Raw genomic sequence first — 17,740 nt, 5'->3', positions numbered from 1 at the left:
GGACGCGGCCATGACCTCTCCAACCATGACCAGCCGAGTCCGCCGACGCCGAGGCGACCCCGCCCTGAGCGCGATCGCGCTCGTCGCGCTTGGCCTGTACGTCCTGTTCATCGTCGCTCCCGTGATCATGAGCGCCTGGAAGAGCCTCACCAACGAGAACCCGCTGCTGGCGCGCGCCGACTTCGTCGGCCTCTCCAACTACCAGGAGATGGCGCACGACAGCGCCCTCGCCGACAGCCTCGGCTTCACCCTGCTGCTGGCCGGCGCGGTGACGATCGTCGCCAACGCCGTCGGCATCGGGTTCGCGATGCTGCTCAACAGGACGTCGCTGAGCTTCCGGATGATGCGTACCGTCGCGTTTCTGCCGCAGGTGCTGTCCGGTGTCATCGTCGGTTACGTCTGGCGCTACATCCTGGCCAGGGACGGCATCCTCGACAACGTCCTCGTCTCGCTCAGGATCATCGACAAGCCGATCACCTGGCTGGGCAGCCCGCACCTGGCCGTCCTGTCCGTGGGGATCGTCGCGGCCTGGGTGCTGACGGGGTTCACCACCGTCGTCCACCTGGCGGCTCTCCAGTCGATCCCCGTGGAGCTGTATCAGGCCGCGATGGTCGACGGAGCCGGCCGCTGGCAGCGGTTCCGCCGGATCACGTTCCCGATGCTGGCCCCGGGCACCACCATCAGTGTCACCATCTCGCTGATCACGATGCTGAAGCTCTACGACATCATCGCGGTGCTCACCTCCGGCGGCCCGGCCAACTCCACGCAGTCCACCGCCCTTTACATCATCCAGCTCGCCTTCACGGACGACCGGTACGGCTATGCGTCGGCCGTCGCGATGCTCCTGCTCGTCGTCTCGATCGTGATCGCGCTGTCCGTGACCGCCCTGCTGCGCCGCCGGGAGGTGGACCTGTGAGCACGTCGACTTCGCAACGGCCCATGGCCCGGAGGCGGACCACAACGCCTCCGGTCGTACCCGCACCGCGCGGGAACCGCCGTGCCTGGACCACGCGCGGGCACCTCGTGGCAGCGGCACTGCTCACGCTGGCCTTCGTCAGCCCCGTCTACCTCACGATCGTCAACGCCTTCAAGACGCAGGACCAGATCGTCCGCGATCCGGCGGCTCCCCCGGCCCCGCCGACCACGCACAACCTGACGGACGCCCTCTCCCGGCCCGACCGGATCGTCCAGATCGGGCTGACCAACTCCGCGGTCACCGTGGTCGTCTCGGTGCTGCTGATCATCCCGCTGGGCGCGGCCCTGAGCTTCTGGCTGTCGCGCCGCTCGGCCCGGCTGCGCAGGATCGTCCTGGCGGGCTTCGCCGCCGGGCTGATGATCCCGCCCGCGGTGATCCTGCTGCCCACCATCCGCATCCTGACCTTCCTGCACCTCAACCACACCTATCCGGGGCTGGTCCTGGCCAACGTCGGCGGCGGCTATCTGTCGTTCGCGGTGTTCGTCTACTCCGGGTTCCTGCGGTCGATCCCCGGCGAGATCATCGAGGCCGCGACCGTGGACGGCGCCGGGAGCCTGCGGGTCTGGTGGACGATCGTCATGCCGCTGCTGCGCCCGGCCACCGCGACCGTCACCATCTTCCTGTCGCTGTGGATCTGGAACGACTTCATGAATCCGCAGTTCATCCTGGGCCCGCTGCACGGCCAGACGATCACCACGGGACTGTATCTGTCGGTCGGTCAGTTCTCCACCGACTACGCCCAGTTGTTCGGCGTGATGCTCCTGGCGGCGGTCGTTCCCGTCGCCGGATACCTCGCGCTGCAGAAGCAGTTCATCGCCGGACTGACCTCGGGAGCGACCAAGTGACCACGAAGACCGACGCGCAGGCCGTGGGCATCGGCAGGACGGGCGTCCCGGACCTGGACGACGTCGCCGGGCACTGGGTCGGCGTGGACGAGATCGCGCACCTGCCCTCCCTGCGCAACCAGCAGGGCCAGGCCCACGTCAACCACGACCTGACCTCCCTGTCCTGGCTGGCCGCCCCGCCGTTCACCTTCGGCTACCACACCGGCGAGCTGCGGGTGGACGGTGAAGTCCCGGCCGCACAGCGGTTCCTGTGGAAGCCGTGGGGTGTGCTGCGCGAACACCGCCGCCAGGACGGGCTGTTGCTGACCAGCGACACCCGGATGGCGCTCTCCCGGGATCTGCTCCTGTGGCGGATCGAGGTGAGCAACGAGAGCGGTGCGGCCAGGACGGTCGAGTTGGCCCAGGACCTCTTCGCGATGGTCGCCCACTCCGAGGTCGGGTACGGGTGGCTGTACGACGGTCCGTGGAATCACGGCATGCACCACGACTTCATGGCGCTGGAGCGCATCCGGGCCACCACGGGCGGAGGTGAACCGCACTACCTGCTCTCCCCCGCGCCACGACGCCTCCGCCTGGGCAGGCCCCGCATCCCGGGGATCCAGCGCGACGAGGACCACGGCCCGATGCTCCTGGACGACGCGCTCCCGGCGCACGTCAGCCACGACAAGGAACCGGAGCCGCGGGCCGGTGTGGCCGGGGCCGTGCGCGGGCTTCAGGTGGCGGGGGCCGACGGCGAGGTGACCCTGCGGGCCGCCGACGAGCCGATCGCGCTGACGCCCGACGGCGAGACGACTCTGGACCCCTTCGTCCTCTCCCCCGGCCTGACGATCGACTTCGAGCTGCGGCTCGACACGGCGGGGCGGTCCGGGACGGTTCTCACGCACGGCAACCACCCCGACTCGCTCCAGATCGGTGTCGACGACGGCCGGCTGTGGCTAGGCATCACCGGGGAGCGGGAGTCCACCGACGCCGAACTCCCCGTCGGGGACTGGCAGCACGTCCGCGTGGACGTCGAAGCCGACCGCGTCGTACTGCGCCTCGCGGGCGCGGAGATCGCCCGTACCCGGCACTGGACCGAGTCACGCCGCTGGGAGTCCCGCATCGAGGACGGCACGGTCGCCTTCGCGGACTCCCGCTCGCCGGCGCACGCCGTGTACGCCTTCGCCGGGCCGCCCGGCGAGCTGCGGGCCGAGGGCTCCGGTGGCCGGGCGAGGTGGACCTGCCGGATCGAGCCCGGCGGGAGCGTGACCATCGGGATCGCCTGCGCGTACGGGACCGACGCCGACGCCGTCTCGGCCCAAGCCCACGCCGCCGCCGAGGACTTCGAGGCGACGGCGCAGGCCGGGGAGGACGGCTGGCGGCGACTGTGGGCCGGCATGTTCACCCCGGGCAACGCCGACTTCTCCGGGCACCTGCCGACCTTCACCACCGAGGAATCCGGACTCGCGCGCACCTACTACATGGGCGCCCTGCAGGCGCTGTACCTGCGCAACACCCGCATCCGGCCCGGCGAACCGGTGTTCCTCACCGGCGGCCCCCGGCTCGGGCCGACCACCACCTACTTCTGGGACCACTCCGAGTGGAGCCGCCTGTACGCCCTGCTGGAACCGGCCGGACTGCGCTCCTGGCTGCTCCGGGTCCTGGCCGGTCCCTACCGCGACTCCTTCGGTGTCGAGAACCTCGGTGGCGGGCCCCTGGGCAACGCCTACAGCTCCACCGACTACGCCCTGTTCCGGCTCATCGAGCATTACGTCTGCGTCAGCGGCGACTTCGCCTTTCTCGACGAGACGACCGGCGGGACGACGGTCCTCGGGCATCTGGAGCGGCTCGGCCTGGGGTGGCGCGAGCGGCGGAGCCCGGCCACCGGGGGCGTACTCGCCGACTTCGGTGACGATCCCTGGCAGTTGCTGGAGTGCGTGCCCACCTACACCGGTGTCGTCGCCTCCTTCAACGGCGCCTACGTCGCCTCGACGCGCTCGCTGGCCGGACTGTACCGACGGCTCGGCCGCGACGAGGATGCCGACCGTGCGGAAGCCGAGGCCGGTCAACTGGCCGAGGCGCTGACGGACCTGTACGCCGGATCGGGCCGCTGGCGGATACTCCGCCCGGACGGAACCGACACGATCGGGCACTGTCTGGACTTCGGTCTGGTCGCGGCGGCCCTCCACCGCGAACTCCCGGACGGGATACGGCGGGAGATGGCCGACTTCGTCACCGGCCGTCTGCTGGTGGGTGGTTGGATGCGGGCACTCAGTCCCGACGATCCCATCGCCGCCGCCTCCGACCGCCCCGACCACGGCGCGGCCGGCGCCTTCGCCGCCTGGCCCGGCGTCACCGCCCACGGTCTGGCCCGCCTCGGCTGTCGTGACCGCGCGATCGCTCTCCTGCGCGGCCTGTCCTCCGCCGCCTCGGGCGGGCTGTGGGGCCAGGCCATGGAGATCGTCACCGGTACGGACGGGCGGTACCGGGCCCGGGTGGCCGAGCGTGGCACCGCCACCCGCGACAACATCGCGGGCGCGGCCGGAGCCGAGGCGGTGCTCTCGGCCCTGTTCGACATCAACCCGACGTTCGCGACCGGCGGCAGGGCCCCGGCCCTGCTGCCCGCCACCTTGTCCGTCGAGGGTGTCGGGACGCTCACGCAGCTCGGCCCGGTCGCCTGAACGACCCGCGCCGCACTCATGGTTGGACCCACAGAAAGGCTGACATCGTCATGCCGGGAGTTCGTGGCTACGAAGCCGACCCCTGCCACAGCATCACAGGAGAGGTCGGCGCCGGATACCGGGACGCGGTCGCCGGGCTCGCTCCCGGGCTGATCCTGGCCGTCGACGGCCCGGTGGCCGTCGACTGGGAGACGGTCACCGCCGGTATCCGCGACGCGCTGGCAGCCCGCGACATCACGGCGAAGCAGATCGACATGCGCGAGCACTTCGCCCCCTGGCAGGACATCCTCGCCCTCACCGCGTCCGCGGAGCTGGCGGACGACCCGGACTTCGCCCCGTTGTCCCGGGCCGGGCTCGCCGACTTCTTCACCGGGCTGCCGCGGCCCGAGGCCCCCGCCGACACCGTCACCGTCGTCTTCGGACCGGGGGCTGCCCTGGTGTCGTACGACCGGCTCTGGTACGCGGACCTGCCCAAGCGGTACGCCGAGGCCCGGATCACCGGCGGGACCGGGCACAACCTGGGGCAGCCGGCCGGTACCGGAGCGGGCACCACACGCCGGCTCTTCTACATCGACTGGCCCGTCCTGGACCGGCACCGCGACAGCCTCGTCAGCGGCGTCGATCTGTGGCTGGACACCCAGGACCCGCAGGCTCCGGCCTGGCTGGCGGGCCCCGCCCTGCGCGAGGCGCTCACCGACCTGGCCGGGCGGCCTTTCCGTACCCGCCCGACCTTCAACACCACGTCCTGGGGCGGGCATTGGGCCCAGGAGCAGCTCGGCTTCAACCGTGCGGCGGCCAACACCGCGCTCGGCTACGAACTCATCGCGCCGGAGAGCGGAATCCTCGTCGGCACGCCGGACGGCCCCCGGGTCGAGGTCCCCCTGCAGGCACTGGTCGCCGTGCATCCCGAGGAACTCCTCGGAGACAGCGTGCACGCAGCGTTCGGTACCTCGTTCCCGATCCGCTTCGACTATCTCGACACCGTCGGCGGCGGCAACCTGTCCGTCCACTGCCACCCGCAGTCGGACTACATGCGGCGGGTCTTCGGGTGGCCGTACACCCAGCACGAGACCTACTACATGATGCTCGGCGGTCCAGGCCGTCAGGTCTTCCTCGGCCTGCGCCAGGACGCCGACCTCGCCGCCTTCCGGCGCGAGGCGGACCGGGCGTTCCACGACGGCGTGCCGTTCGACATCGAACGCCACGTCCAGACCTTCCCCGCCGAACAGCACCAGCTCTTCCTCATCCCGGGCGGCACCCCGCACGGCAGCGGCGAGGGCAATGTCGTCCTGGAGATCAGCGCGACGCCGTACCTGTACAGCCTTCGCCTCTACGACTGGCTGCGCAAGGACCGCGAAGGGAAGCAGCGGCCGGTCCACGTGGGCCATGCCTTCGAGAACCTCGACCCCACCCGGTCGGGCGAAGCCGTGGCGCGGGACCTGGTCCAGCAGCCGCGCACCCTGCGCTCGGGCGACGGCTGGCGCGAGGACGTCATCGGCCGGCTCCCGGAGATGTTCTTCGAGGTCCGGCGGCTCGAACTGGCGCCGGACGCCGTCGCGGACGACGACACGGACCACCGCTTCCATGTCATCAACGTCGTGGCGGGCGACGGAATCCTCCTGGAGACGAGCGGCGGGCACGGCTTCGAACTGGCCTACGCCGAGACGCTGACCGTGCCCGCCTCGGTCGGTGCCTACCGGGTGCGGGCCCTCGGCACGGGACCGGTGCGCTATGTGAAGGCCCTGGTGCGATGAGACCCGGCGGCGGGAGTGTCGTCTCGGTGCTGGAGGTCGGCGGTACGCACGTGACCGCGGCGCGTGTGGACATCGGTACGCGTCGTCTCCGGTCCGGCCGGTCCTTCCGTGAGCCGTTGGACGGCGACGGCAGCGCCGAGGAGATACTGTCCGCCCTCGTCCGCTGCGCGGCCCGCCTCTCCGGCGGGAGCGCGGGCCCGTGGGCCGTGGCGCTGCCCGGTCCCTTCGACTACGAGCGCGGGATCGGGCGGTACGAAGGGGTCGGCAAGTTCGACGCCCTGCGCGGGTTCGATCTCCGGGCCGCCCTGACGGCGTCGCTGCCCGGTGCCACCGCGGTCAGCTTCTGGAACGACGCGGACGCGTTCGTGCTCGGTGAGTGGTGGGCGGGGGCGGCGCGCGGGCACCGCTCGGTCGCCGGGATCACCCTCGGCACCGGCGTGGGCTCCTGCTTCCTGCGCGGCGGCCGCATCCTGCGGCACGGGCCCGGGGTCCCGCCCGACGGCCGCCTCCACACCTTGCGGTACGCGGGCAAGCCGATCGAGGAGACGGTGTCCAGACGTGCCCTGCGGCGAGCCTACGCACGGGCCACCGGCGCGTCGCCGCCCGACGTCCGGGAGATCGCCCGGCGGGCACGGCAGGGGGATCGTGCAGCGGCCGGCGTGTTCACCGCGGCCTTCACCGCCCTGGGACGCGTGCTGGGGCCGCCGCTCTCGGCCTTCGAACCGACGGTTCTCGTGGTCGGGGGCGCGATCGCGGGGGCCTGGGATCTCGTGGCGGAACCACTGCGAGCGGGGCTCACCGAGGCCGATCCGGCCCTCGACCGACGCATCGTCATCACCCCGGCACTCCGACCGGCTCAGGCCCCGCTGCTTGGCGCGGCCTATCTGGCCCGCTCTCACACGCCCGCTCAGGAAGAGCGGGACCCCGGATGAAAGACGAGCAGAAAGGTCACACCGCAGTGGCATCCTCACTTCGTCACCGGCGACGCGTCAGCACCCTGCTGGCCTCGGCCCTGGTGGCAGTCGGCCTGACAACCCTCCAAGGCGGCACGCCCGCCACAGCCGCCGCAGCCGGCGCCGCACAGACCGTCGGCGACCCCACCCCGGCCCAAGCCCTGCGCACCGTGGCGCAGTTCCAGGGCGAGTGGGACTCCCCGCCCACCACCCTGACGAACGGCGAGACCGTCGACGCCCCGCTGATGGGCAACGGCGACGTCGGCGTCGCGGTCGGCGGCTCCATCGACGACCAGACCTTCTACCTCGGCAAGAACGACTTCTTCTCCACCGCCACCAACGGCATCGAGCCCCTCGGCCGGATCGTGCTCGCCGTCCCGGGCCTCGCCGGCGCCGACCACCACGTCGTACAGAACATCGCCCAGGCGCGGGTCGAGGGCACCTACACGCTCGGCAACCAGAGGCTCTCGTCCAGGAGTTGGGTCTCGGCGACCCAGAACCTCTTCGTCACCACCCTGCGGTTGTCCGGCTCGCACACGCAGGACGCGACCGTCACCGTGCAGGACGGGCTCGGGAAGACACCGGCAACGTCCGGCAGGAACGGCGTACTTGACGCCGATGTGCAGGCCGGCACCACCGACGCGCCGGGCAACCCTCATGCTCGTATCGCGACGAGCGTGCGCGGCACGGCCGCGAGGCCGTCGAACAACCGGATCAGCCTGACCCTCAAGCCCGGCGTCACCTACACCCTCGCCGCGGCGATCCAGAGCAGCCACGACACGCCCCGCTACCAGTCCGTCGCCCACTCGACAGCAGCCGCACTCACCGCCGGCTCGCTGGCGAAGCTGTACGCGGCCCACGAGTCCTGGTGGCGGGAGTACTGGTCCCGGTCGTTCGTGCAGATCCCCGACCAGGCCGTGGAGAAGAGCTGGTACGGCTCGCTCTACCTGCTCGGCTCGGTCTCACGCGCCGGGAAGTACGCCCCGGGCCTGTGGGGCAACTGGACCACCGGGGCCATGAACTGGTACGGCGACTATCACGCCAACTACAACTACGAAGCGGCGTTCTACCCGACCCTGTCGACCAACCACGTTGCCCAGATGGGCAATTACGACGACCCGATCCTGGACTGGATGCCGAGAGGCAAGGCGAAGGCCGCGGCGGCCGGCTACAAGGGCGTCCTCTACCCCGTGGGCATCTCGCCCAACGGCACCAGCGCCGCCGACGACCTCTACAACCAGAAGTCCGACGCCGTGAACTTCGCCAGCGACATGGTCATGAAGTACGAGTACACCCGCAGCGCCTCCTACGCGCGCAAGGTCCTCCCCTATCTCCAGCAGGTAGGGCTGTTCTGGCAGGACTACCTGACCTGGGACGCGACCACGGGTACGTACAACATCGAGAACGACGCCCCGCAGGAAGGCGGCGTCTACCCGCAGACCAACAGCATCCTGTCCCTCGGCCTGGTGCACCTGCTGTTCCAGGGCCTGATCGACATGAGCAAGGACCTGCACATCAACGCCTCGCTCGTCCCCACCTGGCAGCACATCGACAGCCACCTCGCGCCGCTGCCCACGATGACGCGGAACGGCCAGACCGTCTTCCGCCAGACCTCCGAAGGCTCCGGCTGGGTCACCGACGGCAACGACGTCGCCGTCCAGGCCGTCTACCCAGGCCTCCAGGTCGGACTGAACGACTCCGCCGACCTGCTCCAGACCGCGCGCAACACCGTCACCCAGCTGGACAACTGGCACAGCGACAACTCCCCGGCCACCCTGTACGCGGCCGCGGCCATGGTCGGCTACAACCCGAGCACGCTGATGGAGGAGCTGCACGCCGAGGCCACGACCCACTCGTACCCGAACATGGCGGTGCACCACTACGGCGGCGGCGTCGAGAACCTCAACGTCACCACCTCGGGGCTCGACGAGATGCTCCTGCAGTCCTTCCAGCACGACATCAAGGTCTTCCCGAACTGGCCCGCCGGCTCGAACGCGAAGTTCGGCGGCCTGCTCGCCTACGGCGATTTCGAGGTCTCCAGCAGCATCCGGAGCAACGCGGTCGAATACGTCCGGACAACCAGCCGGTCCGGCGGCGACCTCACCTTCACCAACCCCTGGCCCGGCAAGCCCATGGAGTACTACGCGGACGGCGTCCACCGGGGAACCCTCTCCGGCACCACGATCAAGCTGCGCACCAAGGTCGGCGAGACCATCGACCTCGCCCCGGCCGGCACCAGCGAGGCCACCATCCGGCACGAGCTGTCCCAGCCGGCCACGGCCGCGACGACCTCTTCGCTCACCACGGGCTTCGAGGCCGGACAGCCCCGGCCGACCTGGACCGACACCGTCGACAACGTCGACACCAAGGGCGACGGCAACTACGGCATCACCGGCCTGTGCTGCGGTCTCACCGGTCCCCAGGCGGACGTGCGCACGGGCGAACAGGCCCACACCGGCGACGCCTCACTGATGTACTCGGGCTACGCCAACGGCGGTTCCTACGACCACGCCTACCTGCAGATCTACGGCTTCAACGGCGCGCCGCTCACCGTCCGCGGCGACACGACCCTCAGTTACTGGATCTTCCCGCAGTCCGACGCCACCACTCCTTGGGTGCCCGCCGGATCCGACAACAGCAGCGCCTGCGTCGCCGTCGACCTGATCTTCACCGACGGCAGTGATCTACGGGACTCGGGCGCCACCGACCAGTCCGGCACCGGCGTCCATCCGGCCGACCAGTGCGGCCGCCTCACCCTCGACACGTGGAACCACGTCACCGTGAACCTCGGCGAGGTCAAGGCGGGGCAGGCGATCAGCAAGATCCTCGTCGGTTACGACCGGCCGGGCGCGACAGGGGGTTATCGCGGCTACATCGACGACTTGAGTATCGGCTGACACCGGGAATCCGGTCGGTCGGCGGCCTCGGGGAGGGCCACGGTGCACGCCTCCCTGGCAGGCAGTCGTTCGAGTCGTCCGGATTCCGGGAGCCTCCGGCCTGGTCAGCCGGCGACGGCGGCGTCCCCGCGGAACGCTCCGGTCACCACGGGGACCAGCTGACGTTCGATCTGCTCGGCGGGCATGGCGGCCAGCTCGGTGCCGATGGGTGCCAGCGCGAGCCAGTTCAGCAGGCCGGCCGCGCAGCGCGTACGGAAGATCAGTTCCTGCTCGTCCACTCCGGGAAGGTTCGGTGCCAGCACCCGGACGGCCTCCCGGCGGCTCTGGTCGAACTTGCCGTTCAGCCGCTCCCACCCCTGGGGCGGATCGATGCCGACCCGCGCCACGGTCCGCATCACGGCCAGGTCCTGTCCACCGGCCGCCAGTGCGCGCACCATCGGCCGGGCGAACGCCGCCGCCACCTCCTGGAGCGTCGCGGTGGAGTCAAGCGAACCGAGTTCCAGGAGCTGCGCGTCGAGATATCGTTCCAGCGCGTGCTCGATCGCGGAGTCGCACAGCGCCTTCAGCGACCCGTAGTGGTAGCTCACCGCGGCGACGTTGGCTCCGGCGCGATCTGTGATCTCGCGGAGTGTCACGCCCTCCTGGCCTCGTTGCGAGAGCAACTCCAGGGCGGCCGCCTGCAGGCCGTCCCGTGTGCGCTGCCCGGCCTCCCGGCGCAGATCCGCCTTTTCCACCCGTGTCATGCCATGAATTCAAGCAGGCGCTTGAGTACATTGTCAACAGCCGCCTCGGGGGTCTAGGCCGAACACCTCGCCACCCGGCCTCAGGCGACGATCATGACGGTGTCCTCCGGGCTGGCTTCGTCCCCCTCCCGATCGCCCCGACCTACAACGCCACCAAGGCCGCCATCCACTCCTTCACCGAGAGCCTGCGCACCCAACTGGCGGACACTCGGATCGAAGTCCTGGAACTGGTGCCTCCGGCGGTGCGCACCGCCTTGATGGGACAGGAGGACTCGGAAACCGCCATGCCCCTCGACGCCTTTCTCGATGAGGTCATGAGCATCCTCGGCTCCGGCGGACAACCGGATGAGATCCTCGTCAAGGCGGTCGAACCGGTGCGGTTCGCCGAGGCCCGCGGTGAATACGCCGACATGCTGCGCATGCTCTCCAACCGCTGACGACTGCGAACCGGCCGACACGATCCGCCGACCCGTCTGCTCGCTTCCTGGAACCTGGAGCCTGGAGCGGGCGCGGAACACCACCTCCTCGGCGGCGCGAGCGCCGACGGCCCGGCCGCCGCCGCCCGCTCCCCGACTGCGGGATCCGTTCAGAGCAACCTCGGCCGGGTCTCGCCCCGACTTCACTGAGACAACCTTAACTTGATTGCGCAACCAACTACAGAGGAGCGCACCGGCATGACGACCCGGCTCGGAATCGGTCTCCCGCAGAATCGGCAGTACAACCTCGGCAAGGACGTGCCCGACGTGGCACGCGCCGCCGAGGCCATCGGATACGACAGCCTCTGGGTGTACGAACGGGCTCTGTTCCCGGAACCCCAGACCCAGCCCCTGTACGGCGTCCCGGGCCTGCCCTGGCCCGACGCCTACCGGGGCGTGGCCGAGCCGCTGGTCACGCTGACGCTCGCGGCAGCGGCCACCGAGCGGGTCGAGCTGGGCACCGCCGTACTGGTGGCGCCGCTGCACATCCCCTTCCAGCTGGCGAAGTCCCTGGCGACTCTGGACGCGGCGAGCAACGGCCGGGTCGTCGCGGGCCTCGGCAGCGGCTGGTCCCTCGACGAGTACGCGGCCGCCGGGGTGCGCCCGTTCGAGGAGCGCGGCAAGGTCATGGACGAGATGTTCGAGGTGTGCCGGGCGGTGTGGGGCCCGGACCCGGTGGTCTACGAGGACGGCCGGATCACGAGGATCGCCTCGGCCGTGGTCGGGCCGAAGCCGGCCCGGCCGATCCCGATCCTGGTGCCGGCCAACACCCCGCGGGCGATGCGCCGGCTCGTCGACCACGCCGACGGCTGGCTGCCGTACGCCGACGGTCCCGACCAGGTGGCCGCCCACTGGCGCCAGTTGCAGGATCTCGCCGCCGAGCGCGGCCGCACCCGGCCGCTGCGGACGGTGGTGCGCGTGAACCCGGACTACACCGCCAAGCGGTACGAGGGGCCGGACCGTCAGCCCTTCCAGGGTGACGTCGAGCAGATCGTCAGCGATCTGATGGCGTACGCCGAGATCGGTCTCGACGAGTTCCTGGTCGACGTCTCGTGGGCCACGCGGGACGCGCAGGAGCTGAAGGACGTGGCCGCCGAGGTGTACTCGGCGGCCCGTGCGGCAGGTTTCTGACCGGCTCGCTCGGTCCGCGGGAAGTTCGACCGGCGGCTTTCTCGTCGCAGACGTCTCCAGGGCCCGGGGTGGTCCGGTCGGTCGTGCCGCCGAAGTGGTGCATGACGCCCCAGACCGCGTTCAGCGCGGTTCTGGACGGCGTCCTCGGCCCAGCCCGCCGTCCAGGAGACGTCGTCACCGCGTGACCGACTCCCGGACCAGGCCTTGTGCCCGAGCCGACTCGAACCGTTGAAGCCAGAGCCTGGTGGCCCATGCCCAGCGGGTGTTCACGGCTCCAGCTGTGACCGGATCGGTCCGTACCCGGACCCGATGAGGCCTGTCGCCGCTCCAGCCCCGCCGGTCAGGCTTGGGAGCATGACCCGAGCACTGATCGTCATCGACGTCCAGGAATCCTTCCGCGCCCGCCCGCTGTGGGAGACCATCTCCAACCCGAAGATCGCCGACCAGGAAGACCGGCTGGTCCGGCTCGCCCGCCAGGCCGGGGATCTGGTGGTTGTTGCGGTTGGTGAGCGTGGCGGGGTGGTTGTCGCCGAGGTCGCGCATCCGGATGTCGCTGACGATCCGGTGCTGTGTCTCCGCCTCTTCCAGCCGGTCCAGGTCACGAAGGACGAGAGCAAGGTTGTTCCGGCTCACCAGGGTTGAGGGATCGTCCGGGCCGAGAACGCGTATGCGCGCCTCGAGTACGGCCCGGTGTTCGGCCTCGGCCTCCTGCAGCCTGCCCAGCACCCGCAGTACCGCCGCGTAGTTTCCCCGGCTGGTGAGGGTGTCGGGGTCATCCGCGCCGAGTGAGGAGACTCTGGCGTTGTGCACGCCCTCGTATGCGCTCAACGCGATCACGTATTTGCCGTGGGCGCGGGCGATGGAGCCGATCCGCATGGAATCCGCGGCGTCCGCGAAACGAAGCGCCGCGGTAAGAGCGGTGTCGGAGACCGGGGAAACCGCGGTGTGAATCGTCTCGTCCACGAGATAGTCGTACACATCGACGGTTTCGGGGCCCAGCGGTGTGAGCAACGCGGTCGTGGTGCGGACCTCGGTCGCCCATTCCCACGCCTGTGCCAGGGCTTCGCCCGGGTGCGGCATGCCGCCGCGCTTGGGCAGGTAGTGGACGGCCAGTTCTTCCAGTGCGGCGCGCGGCAGCGGGGCGGTCACGCCCGCCCGGCGGAAGTCCACCGCGGCCGAGACCAGGGCCGCGCCGCGCACATGCTCCCCACCGTCCCGCGCGGCATGCCACAGGTGCAGCAGCTCGGGGCCGGCCGACAGGTACTCCGCGATGCCGAACCGGTCGGCATGGTCGAGGGCCGCGGAGATCCGGGGATCCCAGGTGCGGGTCGCGGCGCGATCGCGCTCCGCCGGTGAGAACATCCGGGGCAGGTCGATGCGGTGGGCCAGCGCGAGCGCGTCCAGCACTTCGCGGTTGAGCGGTCGCGAGCCGTTGTCCGTGCGCAGATACGTGTCCAGTTCGGAGGCCCTGATCGTGGCCAGGACGACGCGGTGCTGACCGTTGGTGTCGAGGAACCTGGTGATCAGGTTCCTCGACAGGCCGCCGTCGCCGAGGAACCGCTCCAGGTCGTCCAGCCACAGAACCGCGCGCGGCGTGCCGGTCGTCTGCTCGATCGCGTACGGCAGAGCCGTCCGAGCCTGTGGAGCGATGAGCGTGTGCTGGGGAAGCGTCGCGGTGAGTGCCTCGTAGGCGGCGCGGGACTTCCCGGCCGTGGAGTCGCCGACGATCAGGACGAAGGCGCCGGCGGCCGCGAGGTGTTCCAGTAACTCGTCGTCGATGTCGCGAGGCACGTACGGTGGCTGACTGGTGGTCGACCGGCCCGTGGCGCGGCGTGCCGCATGCACGCCGAGCCATTTCGGCTCGACGACATCACGGGCGAGGGGCAGTTCGCCCTGGGTGGTCAGACAGCCGTCCCGTACGAAGGTCGCGTTCACGAGGTCCTTCTGAAACCTCTGCAGGAGGCCGTCCTTCCAGAAGCCGGCAAAGACGCCTACGACGGCTGCCAGTCCGGCGGCGCTGACGGCGATGGCCGGTGATTTGAGCTGCGCCGCGGCCAGCAAACCCGGAAGCGAGACCGCAACGGCTGCGCCCGTGGCGAGCAGCACGGGCTTGGTATAGGTGGCCATATTCTCCCGTACCCGGAAACGGCTCTGGCAGCAATATGACGACTAAATCCTCGGCCGGCCTTCCTGCCTAGGGCCCGTTGCGAAAATGCCACCCAATGTCGCCTGACGCCGCCTTCAGTTTCCAGCACTTCAGCCGCGCTGGCATCACGAGGAATCACCTGTGGGCCGGCGCTCCGTCGAATTCTCGATTCCGGATGCGCTTTGTGGCGCAGAGCGCGACCGCACTCGTGGTCCGGGGCCGCTGCTCTGCGCCGGCGTGGGATTCGTGCTGGCCGGCTGGCACCTGCGGACGTCCACGAGAACCAGCATGTCCTGGGTGCGCTGCTCATCATGGTCATGGGCAACATCGGTCCTGTGCTGACGGGGGTCGGCCTGACGGAGGATGTGCCGGGTCCGCTGCACCGGGCGATCAGCCTGCTGGGAATAGCGGCGATCACGGCCTTCGGACTCTTCTTCTCCCTCGCTATCTCGGACTCGGGATGGGCGGCATGGAGCGGGTAGCGGCATTTCCCCTCTTGGCATGGGCATTGGCAGCCGGAGCCCGCGGCCTGATCCACAAGACGACTCGTATGCAGGAGCTGCGCACGCGTCTTTCCCGCTTCCGGCGGTCCGGGCACCGGCCCGGCCGAGCGGTGGACACCGCCTGCATGCCCAGGGCGTGCAGGGAGCACTCTGCTGAAACGATCCGCCGTTCCCGTCCATGGGGCGCCGTCAGCACCATGGCGAGAGGCAGTTACCCGGCTGGTTCACAGGTCACGCGGCCGTACGTGCACGTGGCCGGCGAGGGCGTATGCGGGCGGTGCCGCGGGCAGGAGTGTGGCCAGTTCGTACCGGCTCTTCTGGGCGACACGGCAGGACGCCGTGTTGTCCACTTGATGCAGGAGTTCAAGGCGGGTCAGCCCGTCACGGGAGAAGACGGTGAAGGCCCAGTCCGTCAGCGCCTGCAGCGCCCGGGGCGCCACTCCCCGCCCGCGTGCATGCGCCGCGGTCCAGTAGCCGACCTCGGCGGATGACGCGCGCGGAGTGACGCCCTTGAGGACCACGTGCCCTGCCAACTGTCCCTCACCCCCTCCTGGTTGGGATTCGACAATGGCGAATCCGAAGCGGCGGCCCGTCTCCCACCCCCGTTGCTGGCCCTGAATCCACTGCGCCGCGCCCGCCTCGTCGTTCACGGCCGAGTTTGTCCAGCGGCGCATGGCCTCGTCGCGATACAGCTCGACCAGCTCGGCAGCGTTCGCCTGGCTCCAGGGGCGCAGTAGGAGAGCGGGGGCTGTCGGTGTGGCGTCTGCCTCCAGTTGGGCAGCGGTCTTGTCCAACGGCTGATAGTACGAACCCGCCGTCGTTTTCAGCGCCGCGTCCGGCTGTGCGGCGGGGCTGTGGGGCCGTTGCGTCATCGGGCTGCCCGTACCCGCAGAGCCGCAACGGACCATTCGACCAGCGGGGCTAGAGGTTCCGGTGCCGGCCAGTCGTTGATCAGCGCGAGCAGCTGGAAGTACTCGTCCCTGCGGGGATCGCTCGCGGCTTCCAGGCGGTGCAGCAGCCACGTGTGCAGTCCGGCGTCATCGGTGCGGCCGTGGACGAGCGCGCAGCGAGCGGTGAGCGCCGCGACGACCGGATCGGCCTGGGGCGAGTCCGCCCTGATGCCGCACGCCACGGCCGGTGCTACGACATCACGGGCGACGGCGACCACGTCCGGGCGCGGGCGCCTGGCGGCACCCTCGGGCAGGCTGCCCGCATGGTCCTCGGCCAGGCGCCGCGCAGTGGCGCGGAAGTCGGGGTCCAGGGACAGCTCGGCCAGCTCCACCCACGCCCTGACCTGGTCATCCGTGGGGTTGTCGGGGAGTTCGGGTGTCATGGAGCGCCGAGCTGCGGCGTGGGAGCCGCTGTGGAGGCCTTCGAAGACGGCATCGAGGAAGTCGTCGATCATGTGTCGGCGCTCGGCTGCGGACAGTGTGGCCAGCTGGTGCATGAGTTCCATCTCCTTGGGGGTGGGCTCGCGTTCAGCGGCGGCCGTCAGCACCGCCCGTCGCAGACGCAGGACGCTGATCTGCACGTCCAGTGCGGCGGCGTGCTCTGCGGCGACTTCGCCGAGGGTGAGTTCCTGGTCCACGACCCGCCGGATCACGTCCAGGCCGAGTCCCAGTTCCCGCAGCGTCCGCACCAGGGCAAGGCGAGCGACCGCGTCCGGGGCGTAACGCCGGTAGCCGGCGGGAGTGCGGCCGGCAGGTGCCACGATGCCGCGATCGGAATAGAACCGGATCGTCTTGACCGACAGTCCGGTGTGCCGGGCCAGTTCACCGATAGAGCTGAGAGTGCCGCCGTCCATGAGCCCACCTTCCCGTCTCCCCCTGGAGGAGACTCAAGTCTGCGCCCACCTCCGCACGCCCTGCGGCTGCTTGTGGTCGCGGAGGACCGTGATGCCGACGGGGAAGGCGACGGTCGGTGTTCTGTTCGTCGGCATGCGGACCGCGGTGCTGGCACCGGATACGACGAGCGCCGGCGAGAACCGAGACGCTCCAGGCCGGCCGGACGGACGCCCGGCTGCCCGGTGTGTGGGACCTCCTCGGCAGACGGCCTCGAACGTCCTGCTCCGGCAACGTACGGCTTTCCCCGCTCTCGCGGACGGGCCCGGCACAAGCAGAGCAGGGGACAACGCGAGACGGGAGACGGGAGACCGGCAGACGGCTGACGGCAGACGGCAGTTCGAGCGCCGATGGCCACGGGGCCGCTCCGCGCACCGGACCGTGCGCCCTCTCCGGCGACCGGAAGGTACCCCGACGCCCGCTTCGGCCAGACCCTGGCCCCGCACGGCCGCTGAACGCCAGCGGCCCGCCACGCAACTCAAGACCGCCCGGCTTCCACAAAAGCACCAGAGGCTGTGACGAACCCCCGGTAGTGCGCCGCCTCCGGGGCGGAGAACTCGGGCTCATCCGCTGTGCCGGACATGGCGACACCCCATCGGCAGAACACTCCCCCTGAACACGAGTCCGGGCCCACCCGCTACGGGGGAAAGCGGTGGGCCCGGACTGGGCCAGGCTCCCACACCGCCACCCTCGGTGCACGGCATTCGCCTCCTTCGGCTCGATGGTGCCCCTTCTCGTGGTGTAGGCGATCAACTGGCGGGCGTGTTCGGACTATTGGGTAGTGCGGGGGCGCTTTCGTGGAGTTCGGGATAGAG

General features: G+C 70.3%; 12 protein-coding genes and 3 pseudogenes. 11 read left to right on the top strand and 4 right to left on the bottom strand.

Annotation, left to right across the window (positions count from 1 at the left end; all coding sequences use genetic code 11):
- Positions 1-10 precede the first annotated feature (10 nt).
- The 6 genes from ACGFZQ_RS45060 to ACGFZQ_RS45035 all read left to right on the top strand — a co-directional run bounded on the left by ACGFZQ_RS45060 (position 11) and on the right by ACGFZQ_RS45035 (position 10,085).
- Positions 11-916 carry a carbohydrate ABC transporter permease gene (locus ACGFZQ_RS45060; protein WP_393845358.1) on the top strand — a complete coding sequence of 302 codons (906 nt, stop codon included), beginning with the start codon at positions 11-13 and terminating at the stop codon, positions 914-916.
- A 107-nt stretch (positions 917-1,023) separates the two neighbouring features.
- Positions 1,024-1,821: a carbohydrate ABC transporter permease gene (locus ACGFZQ_RS45055; RefSeq protein WP_351746252.1), complete on the top strand. Its 798-nt coding sequence runs from the start codon at positions 1,024-1,026 to the stop codon at positions 1,819-1,821.
- A complete protein-coding gene (locus ACGFZQ_RS45050) occupies positions 1,818-4,481 on the top strand; it encodes a hypothetical protein (RefSeq protein WP_393845357.1) in 2,664 nt (887 codons plus the stop codon). Before ACGFZQ_RS45055 ends, ACGFZQ_RS45050 begins: the two co-directional genes overlap by 4 nt.
- A gap of 50 nt (positions 4,482-4,531) precedes the next feature.
- Positions 4,532-6,235: a class I mannose-6-phosphate isomerase gene (locus tag ACGFZQ_RS45045; RefSeq protein ID WP_393845356.1), complete on the top strand. Its 1,704-nt coding sequence runs from the start codon at positions 4,532-4,534 to the stop codon at positions 6,233-6,235.
- Entirely contained in the window at positions 6,232-7,167 is a 936-nt protein-coding gene (locus tag ACGFZQ_RS45040; protein WP_393845355.1) for an ROK family protein, read from the top strand. Before ACGFZQ_RS45045 ends, ACGFZQ_RS45040 begins: the two co-directional genes overlap by 4 nt.
- Positions 7,168-7,193: 26 nt before the next feature.
- On the top strand, positions 7,194-10,085 hold the full coding sequence (locus tag ACGFZQ_RS45035; protein WP_393845354.1) for a hypothetical protein: 2,892 nt from the start codon (positions 7,194-7,196) through the stop codon (positions 10,083-10,085).
- 104 nt (positions 10,086-10,189) lie between these two features.
- Here the strand turns inward: ACGFZQ_RS45035 and ACGFZQ_RS45030 are convergent, their stop codons facing one another.
- On the bottom strand, positions 10,190-10,828 hold the full coding sequence (locus ACGFZQ_RS45030; protein ID WP_393845353.1) for a TetR/AcrR family transcriptional regulator: 639 nt from the start codon (positions 10,826-10,828) through the stop codon (positions 10,190-10,192).
- Between ACGFZQ_RS45030 and ACGFZQ_RS45025 the strand changes: the two are divergent.
- From ACGFZQ_RS45025 to ACGFZQ_RS45010, 4 genes and pseudogenes are all read left to right on the top strand, one after another.
- Positions 10,714-11,043 (top strand): annotated as a pseudogene (locus ACGFZQ_RS45025) (hypothetical protein); the annotation flags it as partial. The gene ACGFZQ_RS45030 and the pseudogene ACGFZQ_RS45025 sit on opposite strands and share 115 nt — an antisense overlap.
- A 27-nt stretch (positions 11,044-11,070) precedes the next feature.
- On the top strand, positions 11,071-11,265 hold the full coding sequence (locus ACGFZQ_RS45020; RefSeq protein WP_393845479.1) for a hypothetical protein: 195 nt from the start codon (positions 11,071-11,073) through the stop codon (positions 11,263-11,265).
- Between the two features lie 237 nt (positions 11,266-11,502).
- Positions 11,503-12,435 (top strand): LLM class F420-dependent oxidoreductase, encoded by a 933-nt coding sequence (locus ACGFZQ_RS45015; protein WP_393845352.1) that lies wholly within the window; start codon positions 11,503-11,505, stop codon positions 12,433-12,435.
- A gap of 354 nt (positions 12,436-12,789) precedes the next feature.
- Positions 12,790-12,930: pseudogene (locus tag ACGFZQ_RS45010) on the top strand (cysteine hydrolase); the annotation flags it as partial.
- A 33-nt stretch (positions 12,931-12,963) separates the two neighbouring features.
- Here the strand turns inward: ACGFZQ_RS45010 and ACGFZQ_RS45005 are convergent.
- A pseudogene (locus ACGFZQ_RS45005) lies at positions 12,964-13,311 on the bottom strand (tetratricopeptide repeat protein); the annotation flags it as partial.
- Between the two features lie 1,581 nt (positions 13,312-14,892).
- On the opposite strand from ACGFZQ_RS45005, the gene ACGFZQ_RS45000 reads away from it, so the two are divergent.
- Positions 14,893-15,063, top strand: a complete 171-nt coding sequence (locus ACGFZQ_RS45000) for a hypothetical protein (protein ID WP_393845351.1) — start codon at positions 14,893-14,895, stop codon at positions 15,061-15,063.
- A gap of 245 nt (positions 15,064-15,308) precedes the next feature.
- On the opposite strand, the gene ACGFZQ_RS44995 is transcribed toward ACGFZQ_RS45000, so the two are convergent.
- Together ACGFZQ_RS44995 and ACGFZQ_RS44990 are read right to left on the bottom strand one after the other, a co-directional pair.
- Positions 15,309-15,878 carry a GNAT family N-acetyltransferase gene (locus tag ACGFZQ_RS44995; RefSeq protein ID WP_393845350.1) on the bottom strand — a complete coding sequence of 190 codons (570 nt, stop codon included), beginning with the start codon at positions 15,876-15,878 and terminating at the stop codon, positions 15,309-15,311.
- 74 nt (positions 15,879-15,952) lie between these two features.
- On the bottom strand, positions 15,953-16,888 hold the full coding sequence (locus ACGFZQ_RS44990) for a MerR family transcriptional regulator (protein ID WP_393845349.1): 936 nt from the start codon (positions 16,886-16,888) through the stop codon (positions 15,953-15,955).
- Positions 16,889-17,740 lie beyond the last annotated feature (852 nt).

This window comes from Streptomyces sp. NPDC048254 (assembly GCF_043201895.1).
Lineage (GTDB): Bacteria > Actinomycetota > Actinomycetes > Streptomycetales > Streptomycetaceae > Streptomyces.
Note: the sequence above shows the minus strand (reverse complement) of the source record. Positions and strands in the feature narration are given on the sequence as shown.

Bases quoted from the DNA above. Each gene is read 5' to 3' on its own strand.
- ACGFZQ_RS45015 (WP_393845352.1), top strand. From the start codon at position 11,503: ATGACGACCCGGCTCGGAATCGGTCTCCCGCAGAATCGGCAGTACAAC.
- ACGFZQ_RS45040 (WP_393845355.1), top strand. From the start codon at position 6,232: ATGAGACCCGGCGGCGGGAGTGTCGTCTCGGTGCTGGAGGTCGGCGGT.
- ACGFZQ_RS45060 (WP_393845358.1), top strand. From the start codon at position 11: ATGACCTCTCCAACCATGACCAGCCGAGTCCGCCGACGCCGAGGCGAC.
- ACGFZQ_RS45030 (WP_393845353.1), bottom strand. From the start codon at position 10,828: ATGACACGGGTGGAAAAGGCGGATCTGCGCCGGGAGGCCGGGCAGCGC.
- ACGFZQ_RS45045 (WP_393845356.1), top strand. From the start codon at position 4,532: ATGCCGGGAGTTCGTGGCTACGAAGCCGACCCCTGCCACAGCATCACA.
- ACGFZQ_RS45000 (WP_393845351.1), top strand. From the start codon at position 14,893: ATGGTCATGGGCAACATCGGTCCTGTGCTGACGGGGGTCGGCCTGACG.
- ACGFZQ_RS44990 (WP_393845349.1), bottom strand. From the start codon at position 16,888: ATGGACGGCGGCACTCTCAGCTCTATCGGTGAACTGGCCCGGCACACC.